The 19,264-nt window shown below is 42.0% G+C and carries 17 protein-coding genes and 1 pseudogene; 4 read left to right on the top strand and 14 right to left on the bottom strand.

Annotated features, from left to right (window positions below; translation table 11 throughout):
- Positions 1-181 precede the first annotated feature (181 nt).
- From V6669_RS16525 to V6669_RS16480, 10 genes and pseudogenes are all read right to left on the bottom strand, one after another.
- A complete protein-coding gene (locus tag V6669_RS16525; protein ID WP_338586997.1) occupies positions 182-2,113 on the bottom strand; it encodes a fructose-1,6-bisphosphatase in 1,932 nt (643 codons plus the stop codon).
- A gap of 266 nt (positions 2,114-2,379) precedes the next feature.
- Positions 2,380-3,096, bottom strand: coding sequence for a class I SAM-dependent methyltransferase (locus V6669_RS16520; protein WP_338586995.1), 717 nt, complete (start codon positions 3,094-3,096; stop codon positions 2,380-2,382).
- Between the two features lie 65 nt (positions 3,097-3,161).
- Positions 3,162-3,593: pseudogene (locus tag V6669_RS16515) on the bottom strand (substrate-binding domain-containing protein); the annotation flags it as partial.
- Between the two features lie 190 nt (positions 3,594-3,783).
- Complete coding sequence (locus V6669_RS16510; RefSeq protein WP_338586994.1) at positions 3,784-4,824, bottom strand: NADH:flavin oxidoreductase; 1,041 nt, start codon at positions 4,822-4,824, stop codon at positions 3,784-3,786.
- Between the two features lie 206 nt (positions 4,825-5,030).
- Positions 5,031-5,606: a TetR/AcrR family transcriptional regulator gene (locus V6669_RS16505; RefSeq protein WP_338586993.1), complete on the bottom strand. Its 576-nt coding sequence runs from the start codon at positions 5,604-5,606 to the stop codon at positions 5,031-5,033.
- A 96-nt stretch (positions 5,607-5,702) separates the two neighbouring features.
- On the bottom strand, positions 5,703-6,266 hold the full coding sequence (locus V6669_RS16500) for a GNAT family N-acetyltransferase (RefSeq protein ID WP_338586991.1): 564 nt from the start codon (positions 6,264-6,266) through the stop codon (positions 5,703-5,705).
- Between the two features lie 553 nt (positions 6,267-6,819).
- A complete protein-coding gene (locus tag V6669_RS16495) occupies positions 6,820-7,794 on the bottom strand; it encodes a phosphotransferase (protein WP_338586989.1) in 975 nt (324 codons plus the stop codon).
- Positions 7,795-9,139: 1,345 nt separating this feature from the next.
- Positions 9,140-9,844 carry a hypothetical protein gene (locus V6669_RS16490; RefSeq protein ID WP_338586987.1) on the bottom strand — a complete coding sequence of 235 codons (705 nt, stop codon included), beginning with the start codon at positions 9,842-9,844 and terminating at the stop codon, positions 9,140-9,142.
- Positions 9,845-9,969: 125 nt separating this feature from the next.
- Positions 9,970-11,322: a HAMP domain-containing sensor histidine kinase gene (locus V6669_RS16485; RefSeq protein WP_338586985.1), complete on the bottom strand. Its 1,353-nt coding sequence runs from the start codon at positions 11,320-11,322 to the stop codon at positions 9,970-9,972.
- A 71-nt stretch (positions 11,323-11,393) separates the two neighbouring features.
- Positions 11,394-12,101, bottom strand: a complete 708-nt coding sequence (locus V6669_RS16480) for a response regulator transcription factor (RefSeq protein ID WP_338586983.1) — start codon at positions 12,099-12,101, stop codon at positions 11,394-11,396.
- Positions 12,102-12,257: 156 nt separating this feature from the next.
- Here V6669_RS16480 and V6669_RS16475 point away from each other — a divergent pair, with 156 nt between their 5' ends.
- Positions 12,258-12,515 (top strand): GlsB/YeaQ/YmgE family stress response membrane protein, encoded by a 258-nt coding sequence (locus V6669_RS16475; RefSeq protein WP_247897659.1) that lies wholly within the window; start codon positions 12,258-12,260, stop codon positions 12,513-12,515.
- Between the two features lie 334 nt (positions 12,516-12,849).
- On the opposite strand, the gene V6669_RS16470 is transcribed toward V6669_RS16475, so the two are convergent.
- The 3 genes from V6669_RS16470 to V6669_RS16460 form a co-directional block, all read right to left on the bottom strand.
- The gene (locus V6669_RS16470; RefSeq protein ID WP_101313845.1) at positions 12,850-13,383 is read right to left on the bottom strand and encodes a DUF1572 family protein; all 534 of its coding nucleotides are present in this window, start codon (positions 13,381-13,383) and stop codon (positions 12,850-12,852) included.
- Complete coding sequence (locus V6669_RS16465; RefSeq protein ID WP_338586980.1) at positions 13,376-13,504, bottom strand: hypothetical protein; 129 nt, start codon at positions 13,502-13,504, stop codon at positions 13,376-13,378. The genes V6669_RS16470 and V6669_RS16465 overlap by 8 nt, the downstream gene beginning before the upstream one ends.
- Before the next feature lie 422 nt (positions 13,505-13,926).
- Positions 13,927-14,862, bottom strand: coding sequence for an NADP-dependent oxidoreductase (locus V6669_RS16460; protein WP_338586979.1), 936 nt, complete (start codon positions 14,860-14,862; stop codon positions 13,927-13,929).
- A gap of 284 nt (positions 14,863-15,146) precedes the next feature.
- Between V6669_RS16460 and V6669_RS16455 the strand changes: the two genes are divergently transcribed.
- From V6669_RS16455 to V6669_RS16445, 3 genes are all read left to right on the top strand, one after another.
- Complete coding sequence (locus V6669_RS16455; RefSeq protein WP_338586977.1) at positions 15,147-15,785, top strand: nitroreductase family protein; 639 nt, start codon at positions 15,147-15,149, stop codon at positions 15,783-15,785.
- Positions 15,786-15,917: 132 nt separating this feature from the next.
- Positions 15,918-16,343, top strand: coding sequence for a MarR family transcriptional regulator (locus V6669_RS16450; protein WP_338586976.1), 426 nt, complete (start codon positions 15,918-15,920; stop codon positions 16,341-16,343).
- Between the two features lie 260 nt (positions 16,344-16,603).
- Positions 16,604-18,160: a BCCT family transporter gene (locus tag V6669_RS16445; protein WP_091029932.1), complete on the top strand. Its 1,557-nt coding sequence runs from the start codon at positions 16,604-16,606 to the stop codon at positions 18,158-18,160.
- A gap of 168 nt (positions 18,161-18,328) precedes the next feature.
- Here V6669_RS16445 and V6669_RS16440 read toward each other — a convergent pair whose 3' ends face one another.
- Positions 18,329-19,090 (bottom strand): pentapeptide repeat-containing protein, encoded by a 762-nt coding sequence (locus V6669_RS16440; RefSeq protein ID WP_338586975.1) that lies wholly within the window; start codon positions 19,088-19,090, stop codon positions 18,329-18,331.
- Between the last annotated feature and the right edge of the window lie 174 nt (positions 19,091-19,264).

Here is a 19,264-nt window from a genome sequence, read left to right as displayed (position 1 = left end):
TCTCCGCCAATTGAAAATCCTCGTTTAGTTCAACTGTAAGTCATAAAGTTTGTTGTTAAATCGCACTTTAACAAAAGAAAGGCTCGCACAGGCAGGGGATTCTTACTTCCCTGCCCAATACGAGCGTTTACTTCAAATGCACTCAAACGGTTGATCCAGGTGTGTATTTTTAGCAATCGTTTCATTTCATGTAGCGATATTCTAATAGATCCTTCAAGTTTGAGATTTTCCGCAGCAGCTTCTCCCCGACATTGGTTTCCCTCACCAGCTTCCGCTCCAGTTCTTTGTCCACCAATCTTTTTAGAGATAACACGTCTGTTCCGTTACATAACACATCTTCTTTTGAATTAAATTTCTGATGGGCGACGAGCTGCATGCCAAAAGAATTGTACAGCAAGGTATATCCGGCAATGCCCGTTGTGGACTGATAGGCTTTGGAAAAACCGCCGTCAATCACGATCATTTTTCCGTTTGCTTTAACAGGGCTCTCTCCACGACTTTCTTTGACTGGCGTATGACCGTTAATGACATGTCCATGATCTGGATTCAAATCAAACTCCTGCAAAATTTTTCGAGTGATCTCTTCATTTTCACGTAAATGGTAGTAAGGGTTCTTTCTCTCCTTATGTGCTTCTTTATCTTGGATAAAGTACCGTTCAAAAGTGGTCATTTCTCTCTTTCCAAAGAGCGAGGAACATTCCCCTGTCCAGATGTACCATACCATATCCGTCGCCAGATCTTCTGTCTCTTCCGGATGTGCAAAGGCGTAACGTAAATAATCCTCAAAAACATCAAGCAATTGACGGCCGGCATATGTCTTGTCTTCAATCTGCATTTCTTCCATATTTCCTTCTTCATCCAAAGGAATACAGCCGTGGATTAACAAATTCCCGTTGTATTTTAAATAAAGGCTACCCTTTTTCATAAGAAAATTCATATGTCTGGCCATCTTTTCGGAATGCTGAACGGAAAACAGCAGCTTTTCCATCACCTGGCGTTCTTCCTCCAGCAATTGTTCAGGCTTCTGCGGATTTATGGTTGCAAAACAGGTGTTTTCCAGCAGGTATGTTTTACCGCAGATTTTGATTTCATTTTTGTCGTAATCAATCTGCTCCAGCAAAAGTCTTTCAGACATATTAAAGGATGGGCGTCTCTTGATAATCGGGATTTCAAGTTTAAACTGAATCATGGCAATGGCTTGGTGAATTTTCGTGATCTGCAGAATTTCCTGCTCCGTTAGGTTATGACCAGCCTGTAGCTTAGGTCTGAAAGATGGATTGTCCTCATAGTATTTCTCCGCCAGGTTTAGCAGTGGGCGCAGATTGATTCCGTATACATCTTCGATGATATCCAGATTGTCGTATCTGGCGCAGATCCGAATAATATTCGCAAGGCAGGCCAGAGAACCCGCGTAGGCTCCAATCCAGAGGACATCATGGTTACCCCACTGAATGTCTACAGAATGGTAGTTGATCAGTGTATCCATAATTTTATCGGGGTACGGCCCCCGGTCATAGATATCTCCAACTACATGAAGATGGTCAACCACCAGGCGTTGAGTCGTATAAGCAAGGCCGATAATGAGATTGTCCGCCTGGCCCAAGGATATAATTTGCCGATATATTTCCTCGTAATAAGGATCCTTATTGTTGGTAGAATCCGTCTTGTATAAAAGCTCTTCTACAATATATACATATTGCTCCGGCAGAGCTTTACGCAATTTCGAGCGCGTATATTTTGAAGAGGCATAAGAAATAAGCTTAAGCATGTGTTCAATTGTTAGTCTATACCACTGGTTCAAAGCCTGTTTATTGCTCAGTTCCCCTATAACCAGCTGTATTTTTTCTTCCGGGTAATAAACCAATGCCGCAAAATCATTGATTTCTTGATCCGTCCAAACCTTCCGGAATAATTCTTTGATTTTCTCTTTGACGGTACCCGAACCGTTTCTTAGTACATGCTGAAAAGCCTGGAACTCCCCATGCAAATCACTGACAAAATGCTCGGTTCCCTTCGGGAGATTGGAGATCGCTTCAAGGTTGATGATCTCTGTTATGATTTTTTCTTCCGTATCATATTTCTCGGCCAATAAATCTAGAAACTGCTCATCCAAAACAGATGTCCCCCTTCAAGGAAGTATGGTGTTGTATAGCCGGGTCCAAAAGCTTTAGACCTACATAAAATTACTCTATACTTGGCATTGATTATATGGTAATTATCAGCATCGCCTTCCCCCATCATACTCCAGTTCATCATATATGAACAAATTTCATTGAATGGATTTTGAACGAAACAATGTTTGTAAAAATAAAAAAGCCGCTAAAATAGCGACTTTCAATGGGATCATGTTTTTGTCCCTCGACATTTTTTAACTAACTGCTATTTTACACAATGAAAAATAAACGATCTATTCTCAGAATTTGCTTCTTTAAACTCCCAATCACCATATGTTTCAATTTTTGAGAAACCTATTTGTTTCAGCGACTCATCAAATTCTTCTTGATTTCGAAACCTCAGCTGCATTTTTTCATGAACTAACACTTCATCTGTTTTTGTATTTTTTACCATTTCGTAGAAAGTGTAAATATCTCCCTCAAACCCTTCATATTCTGTATAGATTTCTAAAGGATCTCCGTTTAGTCTATCTTTAGCTAAGTCAGGAGTTTTGTCCTTCTCCCATTCTTCCCATACTTTTACCAAAGGGTTTCTTGTATCAAAAATAAAGTGACCCCCATTTTTTAGGGATCGGAATACGTCCGAGATTACCCGCTTCCAACTATCACCTGTAAGAAATACCTGTGCAACATTGGCTGTCATAATTACCGCATCATAGGTATTGGTTTGTAAATCCGCACTATCACCTATAATCCAATTCACATTTCCAGAATTATCTTTACTTCGCGCTATTTCAATCGCTTCTTCATTGGGATCTATAGCGGTAATTTTATAACCGCACTGAACAAGATGAGTAGTCCATCTTCCTGTTCCACAGCCCAGGTCAGCTATGAATTCTACTTTTAATCTCTTTAACAATGCAAGGAAAAATTCATCATCTTTTCCCCAATGGTTAATCTGGTCATATACTAATGGAATCATATATATTGTCTCCCCACTTTCAACAACGTTTACTGTGCTCAACAGTTTGATGCCTCATACATAAACTATACAGTTTTAGTCTCATTCAGTGAACCAATAACTTCCCTGGTTGCTTCTATGAAAGATAACATGATTGGTGAAAGCGACTTGTCTTTATGCCACAACATCTGTGTATCTACCTGCAAGTCCGGAATTTGCCATGGGAGGACAACAAGTTCTCCACGTTCAGCTTCAGATTTCGCGACGATCTCAGGAAGAAAAGCAATACCGATTCCTGAGATTGCACATTGTTTAATGGCTTCAGCACTTTGAAACTCTAAGTATGTAATGCTATCAATGCCCTCTTTCTCAAATGATCGATCAAACTTCGTTCGATATGGACAACCCTTCTCATTTGTCAGGAACACTTCATCATGAGAATCTTCCAATTGCAGCACAGTTCGTTTGGCGAGTGGGTGATCTGGAGCAGTTAACAATCGGAAATGTTCTTCCAGCAATTCTCAATTCCGAAACTGAAACCTCTGCCAGTCTCATTTCTATGGCTTTCATCTTTAATTCTACCGGATAACTCACTCTGGTTGCCATTACAAACACACCTCCAAGATGATTTCCCCTATCTTACGACAAGGTTTCATTCTCTTGAAGGTGTGTTTGATTAATACATATTCCTAATGATTATAACTACAATTAAGTAAGTACAGTCATCGCCTCTCTTGTGAATGGAACCAGATCATCAGTACGTCCTTCTTGAATTTTCTTAGCCCATTCAGGGTCGACTAGAAGAGCACGGCCTACAGCAACCAGATCAAACTCATCATTCTGAAGTCGTTGTACCAATCCCTCGATACCAACGTTACCTGCGCCTTTACCTTCTGTGAACAGACTTGTAAAGTCACCATCAAGACCAATCGATCCAACAGTGATTGTCGGTTTACCAGTCAGTTTTTTGGTCCAACCAGCAAAATTCAGATCAGACCCTTCGAATTCCGGCTCCCAGAAACGGCGTGTGGAACAGTGGAAGATATCGACTCCAGCTTGAACCAACGGTGCGAGAAGCTGCTCCAGTAATTCCGGTGTTTCAGCCAATTTAGCCTGATAATCATCTGTCTTCCACTGAGATAAACGCAGTACAATAGGGAATTCCGATCCCACTACTTTACGGCAAGCCTCAATCACTTCAACTGCAAAACGTGTGCGAGCCATCATATCTCCACCATAACGATCCGTACGAGAGTTGGTTTTCTCATACAGGAATTGGTCGATCAGATAGCCGTGTGCTCCATGGATTTCAACACCATCAAACCCAACGCGTTTCGCTTCTGAGGCTGCTTTTGCGAATTCCTGAACGATTGTAGCAATCTCAGCTTCCGAATAATCATTAACATGACCTTTGGCTCCCATATGCCAGATCTGTGGAATAATTCGACCGCCAGCTTCATGTACTTCAGATACAACATGTGCCCAACCATTCATTGCAGCTTCGCCATAAAAGTGCGGCACATTGGCTTGATTGGATGCATCCGGATGATTAATTATTGTCCCTTCCGTCACAATCAGCCCTACTGCGTTCTCTGCTCTACGGCGGTAATAGCCCGCAACATTCGAACCCGGGATACCGTCCGGAGAAAATTGACGCGTCATTGGCGCCATCACGATCCGATTGGATAACTTCAAGTGACCTAACTCTATAGGTTGGAACAATGCTTCTACGGATTGAGAATAATTCATAATAACCTCCACATATTTCGTTTTATATAAATTGACCTAGGAGATGTTAAACAGCAACCAGCCTGGTTAACAACTAGACGTTACTTTCAAATTGAATCAATACACGATCTTTATCGAAAAGCCCCACCTCCTTCAAGGTTTCGTGGTGTATTAATCCGACTTCAATTATTTTTGACTTCGTAGTCAAGAATTTCACAAAAAAAAGATCAAGACATGATCATGCCAAATGAAGTACGCAGAACCGTCTCGATCTGTTCACGGGATGAACCAGATTTCTCCATAACTCTCACACCAAGGATGGTGTTATTTAGATAAGATGCAAGCTCCATACTCGTATACCGGTTGGAAATTAACTGTTGTTTCTGGCCACTACTTATGATCTTCTCTAATATTAGTTGAATCTCTTCTGCCATGAGCTCAGCTTCGCGTGTGACCTGCTCGTCATCTGTTCCGAATTCGAGTGATGCATTCACAATTAGACACCCTTGGCAGCTAGTTTCATCGTCTAAAAGGGAATATCGTAAGGTATCCAGTTTATCAACGGGAGACGAATCCAGGGTTTCAATCTCTTTCAGTTTCGCTATAACCTGTTCACGGTAAAGTGCCAGCGCCTTCAGGAACAACGATCGCTTGTCTTTAAAAACACAGTACAAACTTTGCTTTTTGACTCCTGTAGTACGCGTAAGGTCCTCATAAGAAGTTGCTTTGAAGCCTTGATTCCAGAATACTTCCATAGACTGGTGTAATACACGATCGACATCAAATTCTCTTGGTCTGCTCATGGGATTAATGTATCAGTTATTGACCATGCAGTCAAGAATTGATCATTTTTCATCCTAATCTCTACGGTAATTTCCTGCAGGTCCATTGAATGCGGTCTAACTCTTCCGGTAAGCAACCTTGTGAAAAGCATTGATATAACGAAACAGTGCTTCACCATCATCAGGCACTTGCGTACTTGTATCCATTGGCAGCATCATTGCCTGATACGGCTCTGGCACCATTCTATATTGATGGACATAGGAGGTTAGGATGAACCCGTTGCGTTGCCAGAACTGAATGCGTTCCTGATGAGCCTCCGTTGTCCCGAACTCCGCCTCGATAATCATACCTTTGATCCGGTGTTCCCTTAACGCCCAGGCTCTGAGCTGCTCCAGCATCCAGGTCCCTATGCCCAACCCGCGCAGCTTCTGTTCAACCGCGAGGTAATCGATGATCAGAATGCGGTCTGCAGCCTTCCCCTCCAGTCCAGTAACAGCCATCGCAACCACTTCACCATGATGCACGCCCGTGTGTAAATAACCAATTTTCCGGTCCAGCATACTGCGCAGAATCGCTTTTGTCTTAGCACCGCTTTGAAAAGCCTCATTATAGATTCGCTCCATCCGCGCCCACAATGCTTCATCCCACTCCTCTATAGTCGTAAACTCTAATTCCAGCATTTCATTCGCCTCCAGCTTTAATTCAGATTTATCGTGATCACCCTTCTCTTGCCTGACGATAGGCACTCTACTGCCTAGTTCTTTTATACTTCCTTTGACGAATTCTGCGATTCTGAAGACTGTAGCATGTCTTTAATCTTAAAAGTTTATGTTTTTATCGTTCGCATACCTGGCGTATATTCACAAAATTCATCTATCCTGCCCGTCAGCGTAATAAGCATTAACTATTAATATCTTCTTTAGTCTTTTGTCTATATCGAATTATGGAAAGAGGTAAATTAACTACTCCAAGAATAAAAGAAGAGCCAATGGATATCCATTGAGATATTGAAGGATAATTCGGTTTTCCGTCTCCTACAGGTCCTATTTTGGGTTGGTGGCTATCCCACAAAACATATAAGAGACCAACAGCAGGTAACAATATGCAAATTACACTTGCAACTATATGTAACACATACTTGTTCAATCCTACCCCTCCATTATTGTATTCATGTCTTAAACTCTGTTTATATTATAACGTTATCTCAAACGGGAAATTACACTAACCTGCCCCTTAGTTTAACAAAAAATTTTCTCCTTTAAGATATTTCCTAAAATAGTTTTCAATAACTGATGGAAAATTTGCCGCTAAGGGTTGTTGTTCATTTGGATTTAGAGAATGGAATGCGAAAGTCCTAATGATTGACCAAATAAAAAATGCTTCTAATAACTCGACATAATTCTCTTCCAGTTGATTTACTTTGCTATACGATGAAATAAATACTTTCCTATTATCTGATGAAAGATGCAAAAATGTTTCAGCCATATCAAATAAATAAAAGCCATAGCCACAATTCGAAAAATCTATAGGTTGAGGAGTATCCTCATAAAATACATAGTTACTCTCATGAAGGTCAGAATGAATAACTCCCCAGTTACTTGGCAAACGTTTATGATGTTGTATCACATTTGCTATTTTATGTGCTGACTCTTCCACATGAACAAACACTTCACTTGAGATAAGCTCTAAATTTACTAACCGTTTTAATTGGTTAAGTGATGAATATAAATGATCAGAATTGTATATTGGTCTATTAAAGCCTTCAGGTGCATTCCACTGCATAGAATGTTTATGTAGAGCCGCCATTAAAAGAGCCAAATTTTTAGTTTCATTACTTGTTGGCTCTCTTTGAAGTACGCTTCCATGAATCCAATGATGAATAGTCGCCATGATTGTATTTTCGCTAAGATGAGTTGATATTTCTGTTACCAGATCACCTCGAAGATTTCTAACAGGTACAGGTACAACGAGATTTGTATCTTTAACCAAAGCTTCAAGCCAAATAAGCTCTGATGTGATATTCCCTTTTGATTGAATGGAAATCGTTGAGATATGGATTTTGATTAGAAACTTTTGATGAGCATCGTTGGTCTGAACTTGAAATGTAACATTATCACTCTTTCCGAGATACACAAGTTTTTCCCAATAGATTGGGTATTGATGTAAAGCTTCTTTCGCCACCTTCGCATAATCTTCTTCAGAAAGCATAGTATCCACTCCAGTTAATGTGATTTTCACTTCACAATTTTACCAAGTGAACTTTATTTTATGGTGATAATAGTTGATTATAACTAAGCTTTACTGCGTTGTCAGATGAGTTCGCTGCGTAGCAAAAAGGTCTGAACAAATGTTAATTTCACATTTATGTATAAGATGAGGCGAATGATATGACGATAATGCCTGTTATAGTAATGATCCTTGTATTTGTACCTACCATTGTACTCATGATAAGCATGCCTTATTTAACAAGAGAGACGATTAGTTTTGGGGTCACCGTCAGCGCTGTACAATTTCACAGCGAACCTCTTCGCCAGATGCGGAAGTCATATGCTAGGATTAGTGCTACCTTGCATACCATCCTATTCATTGTTTGTATCATCTGCCTAATATACGGTGATGAACATTCCAAGCAACAAAGTTGGATCATTGTCACTTATTCACTCGCCATGGTCGTAATCTCCCTAGTCATAAACATTAGCTATCATTTCAAAATGAAAAGTTTACTGCCTATGCTGCCTATTGCTCTGGAACTATCGATCATGGCAGTGGACACTGGTTTTCGGAAAAGAAACATTAGCTTGTCTAGTAATTGGTTCCTCCTGATCCGAACCGTTCCATCAGACAAGACGTAGCTTTCCGCCGTACTTGGTCAGGTTTTATGATTACAGCAAGCTTCTTAATAGTTATCCTGTTGTCCGTCGTGCAACTAAATATGATATCTCTGCTTAACATCAATTTCGCTATTCCCATTGTCCTAATCATAATAGCCTTTATCATCCTATACGCCTTAGCCTTATCGTTCTGGGCTGGTCAGGGCGGAAGCCGCTTGGAGCAATCGGCAGATCGCTCCAATTTCAGACCTGTCCATGATGATGATAAATGGCTATTAGGTATGATTTATTTCAATCGCAAGGATCCAAACCTAATTGTCGAGAAACGATTCGGAGTCGGCTGGGGATTAAATTTCGGTCACCCAGTATGCTGGCTGATTTTTCTCGGAATTATCGTACTGTTAGTTGTCGTGTAACAAGGCTTGGAAGTTAGTACTCGCCGGAGTATTCTAGCTAGGGCAGACCTGTGGCGTGATTCGACTTTGATGTTATGCCGGTTGATCATCAATTAGGTATAGACCTAATCGGTAATCGGACCCAGTTCTTGTTCATTCCGGCAATCGGTACAAGTTCTTGTCCTTTGGCTCAGGACACAAACTTGTACCGATAAAATAAAAAAAGCCGCTAAATTAGCGACTTTCAATGGGATCATGTTCCGGTCCCTCGACACTTTTACCACAAACAACAAAATTTCTATTGCTTCTTATGTTCATCACTTGGAATTAGTCTAGAAGGCTGTAGATCTGAATGCTCTCCACCTTGGCATCCTTGATATGAAATGACATCACATCCACATAATTGGATGGCTCGTAACGGAAGTCATCCTCTTCATTAGGGGCTCCATCACCAAGCAGTTTCCCCTCAGGGTAGGCGTTCTTGAGTGTATCCAGGCTATCTCCTGCTTTAATGTTTCGCACTGTCGTGTACTTAGGATCAGTGATTTCGATATGAAAAATGGAGTCTTGTTTTCCCTCTGGTATACTGATTGTTTTAATCTCCAGACCAGGATACGTGTACACTTTTTCTGTAAAACCGATTAACGTATCCATGTTTGTTCCATCGTCGGCACTGTACGTATGAGATTTCAGGTTCTCCGGTTTGCCCAGCATCTGTTCCATCTGATCTTCATTCGCTGTATCCGAAATAGCAATGGTGTGCTCATTATAGACAAAAGCAAGCTCTTTCAGCACCACATTTCCTTCCTTTTCCATCGAACCTTCTTTAATCGCTTCAGTCCCCTTTTCTTCCGAATTTTCGGAAGCAGGCGCACTAGCATTTGTTGCTCCTTCACCTTTGCTTTGTTCATTCGCTGTGTTCTGTCCGGTTGCTGGAGATGTAGCATCACTGGACTGACAGCCTGTTAATGCCACCGTTAGTAAAGCACCTAGTACTATAAAACCTGCAGCTTTCTTTGTTAACTTCATCATGATCCCTCCATAAATGTGTGATTTGTTCTTATGAAGTGATTATAAATAAAACATTTGTTAGTCTCATAACAGAAATGTACCAATCCTGTAACGTTACCTATTTAGGCTTGGGTTTAGATGCAGGTCTACGCACGAGGCAAAACAATCGTAACGGTCGTACCTTCCCCGATTTGACTTTCCATGTCAACATATCCATTAAACCGCTCTACAATCTCCTTGCAAATGGAAAGTCCAAGACCTGAACCGTTCGCTGTGCTTGCATTTTTCGCCCGGTAAAAACGTTCCTGCACTCTCTCCAGCTCATCGCCCGAGATGCCGATCCCTTGATCACGTATCCGTATAACCACCTCACTTGGCGTATGCTCCATCTCTACTTTAATCTGTGAGTGACTTCCTGAGTATTTGATGGCATTGTCCACAAGGTTGGCGATTGCATGGGACATCAACATTGGATTGACCTCGGCGTAGACTCTTGTCAGACCTCCATCTGCCGATCCTCCCTCTACTTTGCTAACTTTGATCTCGATCCCTTTATCCTTAGCCTTGGCTCCCATATTCATTGTGACTTCCTGAATTAGTTCGTTCATTTCCGTCTTTTCAACTTCCAGTTCGTTAGAACCAGCTTTGTCGAATCGTGATAACAACAACAGTTCATTAATCAAGCGTGTCAGCCGATCCGATTCCTGCAGCAGATGAGCATAGATTTTTTGCAGCTCCTTGTCCTCGTTTTCCCCTTCAACCAAGTATTGAGAGAAACCACGAATGGCTGCCAAGGGTGTTTTTAACTCGTGAGATACGTTGGAGACAAATTGTTTCTGGTACTGAATGTAATCATGAAGCTGCCGCCCCATGGAATCCAGCCCATCTGCCAGCATGCCCAGCTCATCCTTCCGGTTTAGATGAACTCTCCGAAACTCCTGTCTAGAGAAACTTTGCGCAGCGCTAAGCAACAGTTTAATCGGCTTGGTTGTGTTGCGTGCAATCCACAGACTGGATAACGTAATCAGTACAATAAATCCGCCTGCACCCGCAAACAGGATATAACGGATTTGATCCATAATCGCATAAAAGTAGGAAATATCCTCCACGAACTCATACACATAAGCGTTTTCGTAGAATTGATCCTGAATGGGAGTGGCAAAATAAAGCAGATGATCTTCCGTGACGGTGTAGGCATAACTGCCGCTCAGGGCTTTCTCAATATTTTTTTCGAAAATAAGAGGTTTGCCATCATTAATGATGATGCCATCCACAGCCAAGCCCAGCAACTGCTTGGAACTGTCATAGATACGTACTTCCTTGCCCGAAGCTTTCAGCTTCTCCAGAGCAAGTCTGACAATTTCCTTGGTCTGGGGCTCTCCTGAAGATGACCTATGCTGAGATAACACCTCACGGAAGGACAACTCGGACAGATCCGCCTTCTCCATCGTCTGTTTCTCAATGGTAATGAAGCTGTAGTAATCGATGGCTTTATTCACCGCAAAAATGATGATGCCAAAGGACAGCACGGAGAAAAATAAATAATTCAGCAGTAACCGGGTTGCATACTTCAGGCCTCGCCACCTCCAAGTTGATAGCCAAATCCATAGATCGTCCTGACATACTTCGGTTCGTCCGCGTTATCCTCCAGCTTCTTCCGTAACCGCATGATGGTCATATCCACACTGCGACTGTCTCCCATAAAGTCATATCCCCATCCGATCTGCAGCAGCTCATCCCGGGTAAATATTTTGTCTGGCCTTTTGAGTAACGTTTCCAAAATTTTAAACTCTTTGGCCGTTAAAGACACGGGTACATCGTTTTTTAGCACCCTGCGGCTTTCCAGATCAAATGTCAGCTCTTCATGAATGATGCGTGTAGATTTCATTTCTGATCCTTCACTTGATTCCTCCTTGCTCTCGTTTCTTCTCAGAATCACCTTGATCCGAGCGAGCAATTCACGATTGTCAAAGGGTTTGGTCATGTAATCTTCCGCCCCTAGCTCTAGTCCCAGCACCTTGTCGATTATCTCATTTTTGGCAGAGAGCATGATCACAGGAATGGCACGCTTTCCGGTTATTTCCTTACACAAGTCATATCCAGAGCAGTCTGGCAGCATCAGATCAAGTACGACTAAATCGGGTTGAAAAGAGTCAAGCAGCTGCAAGCCCGTTTTGCCGTCCTCTGCGGTCTGCACATCGTAGTTTTCTCGCCTTAGCACCAGCTCAATTAAATCTCGAATTGCGATTTCATCATCAATGACTAGGATTTTCTTCAACTGTACACCCCTATCTAGCCTTGTTTTCACCAGCTTCAATCAATTATTAACCCATCTTAGCACAGGCGCTTTAGATTCCTCCACCACAGGAAGGTGAGGTATATTCCACTCAGCCCAACATAACTTGTAATAAACCCGAAGAAAGGAGAACAATCCATGGATCTGCTCTGGGTACTCATTGTTGGTGGACTTATTGGCTGGTTAAGCGGCAACTTGATTGGGCGGGACGTACCGGGCGGTGTAATCGGGAACATTATTGCGGGTTTTATCGGTTCCTGGTTAGGAACGGAATTGCTGGGACCAAGGGGACCGGTGATTGGCGGATTTCATATTATTCCAGCCATTGTTGGCTCGATTATTGCCCTGCTCATTTTCTTCGCTCTGGCACGTGGAGGAGCCTTCCGAAGACGTTAACCAAGAGAGGCGTAAACCGGTACCTTCCTTCATTAGATATGTTTATAAAGATGCTGCCAAGGCATAAAGTAAAGGATAAACATAAAAGGACCGAAAGCATTCATCGATGGAAGATGAACACTTACGGTCCTTTTTTTATTTTTGTACTGCTTTCATCCATACTTTCAGTACCTGAACAACCTGCTGAAGCTGTTCCTGTCCTGTAACCTTAGGTGCGCTATCTCTCTTTATTGAATTTTTCTATACTTTGTATAGAAAGTTGGTCGCAATATATGGATAAATATGTCTATCGGCATCTATTCTCTTGTGTTTTATCTCATTTTATATGCCCTCCTCAATGGTACTGACCCGTGACATGTTCTTGCGTATCTTGCAACATCTTGGCAAGCACAACGATCTGTCCTGCGTGATATCCGTAGTGTGCCGATACCTGGATAAGCAGCCGACCGATTACTCTTGTATCGTAGGTTTCTTCAGTACACCTATTCGTTCGGTGCATTCGGTTCCAATCCTCACGGTCATAGCGAATGATAACCTCTCGGGACAAATCGTCGTTCGATAACGCAGCTACAACATTTTCCGATTCCTTTCTGGTTTCCCGAAGAAGAAGAATCAGCTTTTCTCTCGATATTCCCCCGTCCTTCGTGAATTCACGGGTTCGCGTCCGGATGAACGGTCTGTTGCCGATCGCGCTAACGAAATTCTGATATTCGTTACCTGCCAAATGCAAACAAAGATTACCGACGCTATTCATGGATCCCTTTATTCTTATCCAAATGAGTTCATCATTCAGCAAGTTCAAACTCTTCTCAATACGGTCGAGCTGCTTGTTCATGTCTTCCATAACGTGTCTGATCAGTTCAATCATGAACACCCTCCCAATTCTCGGTCAGGCGCATATAATCTTCAAGGGTTACATGCGCGAATTCTCCAACTTGAATGGAGAAACCTGTCAGTATAAAATGTACGACTCGCAAATTTATCATCATCGTGACCCACCTCCACCTGCTCTATAGAATCCATGATAATGAATTGCCCTTCGAGTGTAAAATGAAAAATACCAGCCAATCGGGCGTTAGCCATACGATTGCTTTCGATGATACTACCGGCTGTGCCAGCTAGTATCCTGGTAAAACCGTTAACCCCTTCCATTAACCGTGTCATAGGATTAGCAGTCCCCTCCCTGGAAGCGATTTCTCCTGCCTATCGCCGCTTTTATTAAAGAGACGCAAAGTTTGCTTACATAAATCTCTTAAATCGCAATCGGTACAAGTTCTTGTCCTTGGCTCGGGACACGAACTTGTACTGATAATATAAAAAAGCCGCTAAGATAGCGGCTTAATGGAAATATGTTTTTGTCCCTCGACAGATGCCAATTTTAATGTTTAGCGGTTTTTCCCAGTCTTCTTTTTTAAAATGTAATGACGATTTTACCTACAGCGTGGTGGGTTTCACTCAAAGCATGTGCATCATAAATACCCTGTCTACTAAACGGGAATGTTGCCCCTACAATCGACTTTATCTTTTTCTCTTCCATCAGATCTGCCATTCTCTGCAATTGATCACCATCTGGCTGTAGCCATATCCCCTTTGCTAATACATTGTGAGACTTAGCAGTGTCATGATTGGGTTCACCAACAATGGTAATCAGTCTTCCGGTATTTGGCTTAAGCACCTTATAGCTATTCTCAGCTACTTCTCCACCCATCGTGTCAAACACTAAATCTATATCTTTTAGAATCTCTTCAAAGTTTTCCTTTTTGTAATCAATGACCTGATCAGCACCTAACGAATAAAGAAGTTCATGATTTTTTTCACTTGCTGTTGTAATAACATGAGCGCCAGCATGTTTTGCTAATTGAATGGCATACATACCTACACCACCAGCTCCAGCGTGAATAAGTACAGTTTCACCTTCTTTTAGATCGCCATGAGTAAACAGTACCTGCCATGCTGTTAAACCTGCCAAAGGTACAGCCGCAGCCTCCTCATATGAGATTGAATCAGGTAGTTTTGCCAGAAGGTACTCATCAACTGCTGTATATTCAGCATACGAACCGAAACGTGTTGTATCTGGACGACTGAATACTCGATCTCCAACTTTCCATTTGGTAACGTTTGAACCAATTTCAGTTATGACCCCAGCTACATCCCACCCTAAGATAATAGGGAATTCCCAGTCATACATTTCTTTTAAGTAACCCTCTCTTAATTTCCAATCGATTGGATTAATGGATGTAGCCTCTAGTTTTACAACCACTTGATTGGCTTCTGCCCTCGGTTTATTCACTTCCTGTTCAACTAACTCTTCTTTACTTCCATATTGATTAATCACAACTGCTTTCATTTTTGTAACACTCCTTTAAGCTAATAGCCTTTTTCGTGCTATTCCTGATTATTTATTTGTATCTAGTCACTGGGGTTCATGCATATTATCCTTACTCATTTTTAAACAACCAGGATAAAATTATGCAAAAGTTAAGTTAGATCGTCGGAAATGTTGCTGTTATTGTGATATTTTTACATAAAAAACGATTGAAATGGACTTAGTTATCGTTTATAGTTGACTTATCAACAATTGACTAGTCAAATATTGATGGATCAACTAAATATAAAGGGAGAGTAACTATTATGAAACCATACCAACAAACAAACGATTTTAACGAAATTATTTATGGACGCCGCTCCATTAAGACATACGATTCATCCGTAAAAATCAGCAGGGAAGAAATGACTCAAATCATCAATGAAGCTAGCACTGCCCCTTCCTCCATCAACATGCAGCCTTGGCGCTTCCTTGTGGTGGATACTCCAGAGGGAAAAGAAAAACTCGTCCCACTGTCCCGCTTTAACAAAGAAAAAGTCGCTCAAGCTTCTGCTGTCATTGCCGTGTTTGCGGACAAAAACAACTTCGAATATGCAGAAAACATTTATGGAAAAGCTGTTGAGCATGGCTTAATGCCACAAGATGTTAAGGACTTTCAGTTGAAGGCATTCAAACCGATCTATAACAACATGTCCGATGCTGAAATGAACGATGTCATTATGCTTGACGCCGGTCTGGTTTCCATGCAATTGATGCTGGTTGCCCGTGCACATGGGTATGACACCAATCCAGTCGGCGGTTATGAAAAAGATCAAATTGCCGAAGTGTTTGGCTTGGATAAAGAACGCTATGTACCAGTCATGCTACTGACAATTGGAAAAGCTGCAAGCGAGGGATACACCTCCTACCGTATGCCAGCCGAAGAGACCACGTTTTGGGCATGATTCAAAGCGATAGTGCGAGCAGTCTCCACATTGTGATATAGTTGCCTTTAGTTGCTGAATGTCTTGGAAGGAATCTGCCCTTGTTACATGAAGCTTTTCAAGACATTCTGCACCATTCAAGGAGGGGCAAACATGAATTGTTCGCTGGAACAAGAAACCTTATTAATATTACTTAAAAATATAAGCAATCAGTTGAAACCTAAATTTGAACGTTGTACGGGGATCAGCTCCTCACGATACGTTCTGCTGTATCATCTCTATCTTCATGAAGAAGTTACACAAAGCCATTTGCAGAAGGCCATTCATATTGACAGTGCTGCTGTTACACGCCATTTGAAGCAACTGGAAGCAGACGGTTTGGTGTCACGAAGAAGAAACCCCGACGATCATCGGGAAACCTTCGTCCGGTTAACAGAACAAGGGCTAACGCATATCGCGAATTTCAAGCAGGATCGAAACCAGTTTCTTCATCAGATGATACTGGATTTCAGTGAAGAAGAAGTTGCAGTGATGACCGACATGCTTACACGCATGCAATATAATCTGAAGGATCTGTAAATTTACGATAACAGTCAGCCTTCTTCAGATTTCTTTTCATAAATGAATAAAACTAGTTAGATGAGATGATACAATATCTCAGATTAACAAGAGATTATAGGCCATATATTATTCAGGCAAGATCAAAACAAACCGCTGAGTGTTTCATTACATGGCGGTTTGTTTTAATTTATCAACAGCTAGCTTTTCGAAATATTACAAGTTGGACTAGCACATACTAAGGAACAATTGGCTGAAGCTTACATAACGGAGGTCTCATCATGGTATTCACAATCACAATTATCATCGTTGCACTGTTTGCAATATGGGGAGCCGTCGCTCCTGATCAGCTGGCGGATGTGGCTAATGTTGCCTACAACTTCTCTATTCAGAATTTTGGCTGGTTTTATTTGCTAGCGACACTGTTCTTCCTGATCTTCGCTTTCTATCTGGCGTTCAGCCGATTTGGCGGCATTAGGCTCGGGGATGACGAAGATGAGCCGGAATATTCTACGGTTTCCTGGCTGTCCATGCTGTTTAGCGCGGGTATGGGCATTGGGCTGGTTTTCTGGGGAGTTGCTGAACCGCTGTCCCACTATTTATCTGCACCTGAGGGGGCGGTACCCGAAACAACGCAAGCAGCCATACTTTCAATGCGTTATTCCTTTTTCCACTGGGGGCTACATCCTTGGGCTATCTATACCGTCATCGGCTTAGCGCTTGCTTACTTCCAGTTCCGGAAAGGATACAAAGGGCTGATCAGTTCCACCTTTATTCCTCTGATAGGTGAGCGTCTTGCTTCAGGCTGGCTTGGTAAGGTTATTGATATTCTGGCGGTCATTTCCACCATCTTTGGTGTTGCGACCTCGCTTGGATTGGGTGCTCTTCAGATCGGCGGGGGTCTGAATCACTTATTCGGTATTCCTAACTCGACACTGTCTCAGGTTGTCATTATCATCGTTGTAACCGTACTGTTTTTAATCTCGGCAACCTCCGGTCTGGATAAAGGTATTAAGATTCTGAGCAACGTCAACCTCGTTATAGCTTTATTATTGATGTTGTTTGTATTGGTGACTGGACCGACTTCTTTTATATTTGACACATTCACAACAACCTTGGGCAGTTACATGCAGAATATTATTAACATGAGTTTGAGACTGACGCCGTTCTCAAGAGAAACCTGGATTGGAGCATGGACGTTATTTTACTGGGCATGGTGGATCTCGTGGGCTCCTTTTGTCGGCACTTTTATCGCAAGGGTATCCAGAGGAAGAACCATAAAGGAATTTGTAATTTACGTCATGGTTATTCCAAGTCTTTTCGGATTTATCTGGTTCTCCGTCTTTGGCGGAACAGGACTTCACATGGAATTGTTCAATGCCGCTCATCTGGCGGAGGCTGTCAAGGAAGATACGACAACCGCTTTATTCCTTATGCTGGAGCAGCTGCCTTTGGGCACGATCGTGGCATTCATCGCCACAATGCTGATCATGATCTTCTTTATTACGTCGGCTGATTCAGCTACCTTTGTACTGGGCATGCTCACTTCAGATGGCAAGTTGGACCCTAGTACAAGAGTGAAATTAACCTGGGGAATCATGCAGTCCTCCATTGCGGTTGTACTGCTAATCAGCGGGGGTCTAACTGGCCTCCAGACGGCATCCATTGTAACCGCATTGCCGTTCGCTATTGTACTTATCGGTATGTGTTTCTCCCTGCTCAAGGCTCTAAAGGCTGAGGACAAAGAGCGCCGTCAGAAGGAAAAACGGCAGCGCCAAAAGCTGAAACGACTGCTGGAGGAACAAGAAATCTCGCTGAATGAAATTTCTGGCAGGTAATGTATACTTAGTGTAAAACTAACAAAATCCCGCATCCCTGCGGGCTTTTTCTTATACAAATAAAGGGCAACTTTTGTCACCACAAGCGGCCCCTTTCCTCTCACTTCAATCATTGTTTTTAATTTTGCTCTTGAAATACAATCTTCAATTAATTTCTATTCTTTAGGTTTACGCAATGTTACAATCCAGACTACTGAAAAATCGTTCAACAAAAACATCACCATATATTTTCTTCATGTGCGCTGTGTTAAAAATATATTGTTCCATAGGCTCAAACTTGCGCAGACTGCGTACCAGTACTTTCCGATCATCTTCAGATAGATTAGGGTCATCGTCTATCTTTGTCAGGGCATTTTTCACACGTGCGGATACCTGTTCAACATACACATGGTTTTTGGATTTTGGCGGAATACATTGCGTCAGGTCACAGCTTACAAATCGAACACCGTCAAGGATACAGTTTTCAAAATTAGCGATTAGCTTTTGTTTGCCATTTCCCTCAAACGTAATATCCACTAGCTTGCCGGTAAAGGAACAATTGACGATATTCGCCACTCGTAAAATCCGGTCATTGAATCTACACTTAACAAAAGTACAGTCGATAAACGTAGCGTTCTCCAAGGTCATGCCTCTCATATCGCAGGAGGAAAATTCGCAATTGGTGAAAACAGCTTCGTCTTTGGCAATGCCAACCGAGCGCAAGTCGGAACGAATAAATGTACAATGATCAATCGTACTACCGGAAAAAAATCTCGCATTTGTAAGATCGCAGGTATCAAATATCAGATGCTGCAGGGTACAGCTCCAAAATATGGGTGAACCAACATTTGAGTTTATTATGGTCGTTTCGCTTATCGTTTCGTGTTCATACCTGACAATGTCAGAAAATAATTCGTTGTTTACTGACATACCAGACTCAAGTCTTCTCATCCCTCTCACCCTATCAGTCCCTCGACATGAATTGTTATTACTAATATAAGCTCGCTACGTTGATCCAGACATGGAACGCAACGCCATGGTTGATCTCTGTCATACCAATATACTATGGGGATGCAGACCAGCGCTTTGCTCAAGCACATCCTCCTTTGGCTACATCATTGTGCA

Origin of the sequence: Paenibacillus sp. Y5S-9 (assembly GCF_036894235.1) — a bacterium.
Classification (GTDB): Bacteria; Bacillota; Bacilli; order Paenibacillales; family Paenibacillaceae; genus Paenibacillus.
Note: the sequence above shows the minus strand (reverse complement) of the source record. Positions and strands in the feature narration are given on the sequence as shown.

Bases quoted from the DNA above. Each gene is read 5' to 3' on its own strand.
- V6669_RS16520 (WP_338586995.1), bottom strand. From the start codon at position 3,096: ATGATTCCATTAGTATATGACCAGATTAACCATTGGGGAAAAGATGAT.
- V6669_RS16510 (WP_338586994.1), bottom strand. From the start codon at position 4,824: ATGAATTATTCTCAATCCGTAGAAGCATTGTTCCAACCTATAGAGTTA.
- V6669_RS16505 (WP_338586993.1), bottom strand. From the start codon at position 5,606: ATGAGCAGACCAAGAGAATTTGATGTCGATCGTGTATTACACCAGTCT.
- V6669_RS16500 (WP_338586991.1), bottom strand. From the start codon at position 6,266: ATGCTGGAATTAGAGTTTACGACTATAGAGGAGTGGGATGAAGCATTG.
- V6669_RS16495 (WP_338586989.1), bottom strand. From the start codon at position 7,794: ATGCTTTCTGAAGAAGATTATGCGAAGGTGGCGAAAGAAGCTTTACAT.
- V6669_RS16490 (WP_338586987.1), bottom strand. From the start codon at position 9,844: ATGATGAAGTTAACAAAGAAAGCTGCAGGTTTTATAGTACTAGGTGCT.
- V6669_RS16475 (WP_247897659.1), top strand. From the start codon at position 12,258: ATGGATCTGCTCTGGGTACTCATTGTTGGTGGACTTATTGGCTGGTTA.
- V6669_RS16470 (WP_101313845.1), bottom strand. From the start codon at position 13,383: ATGATTGAACTGATCAGACACGTTATGGAAGACATGAACAAGCAGCTC.
- V6669_RS16465 (WP_338586980.1), bottom strand. From the start codon at position 13,504: ATGATGATAAATTTGCGAGTCGTACATTTTATACTGACAGGTTTCTCC.
- V6669_RS16460 (WP_338586979.1), bottom strand. From the start codon at position 14,862: ATGAAAGCAGTTGTGATTAATCAATATGGAAGTAAAGAAGAGTTAGTT.
- V6669_RS16455 (WP_338586977.1), top strand. From the start codon at position 15,147: ATGAAACCATACCAACAAACAAACGATTTTAACGAAATTATTTATGGA.
- V6669_RS16450 (WP_338586976.1), top strand. From the start codon at position 15,918: ATGAATTGTTCGCTGGAACAAGAAACCTTATTAATATTACTTAAAAAT.
- V6669_RS16445 (WP_091029932.1), top strand. From the start codon at position 16,604: ATGGTATTCACAATCACAATTATCATCGTTGCACTGTTTGCAATATGG.
- V6669_RS16440 (WP_338586975.1), bottom strand. From the start codon at position 19,090: ATGAGAAGACTTGAGTCTGGTATGTCAGTAAACAACGAATTATTTTCT.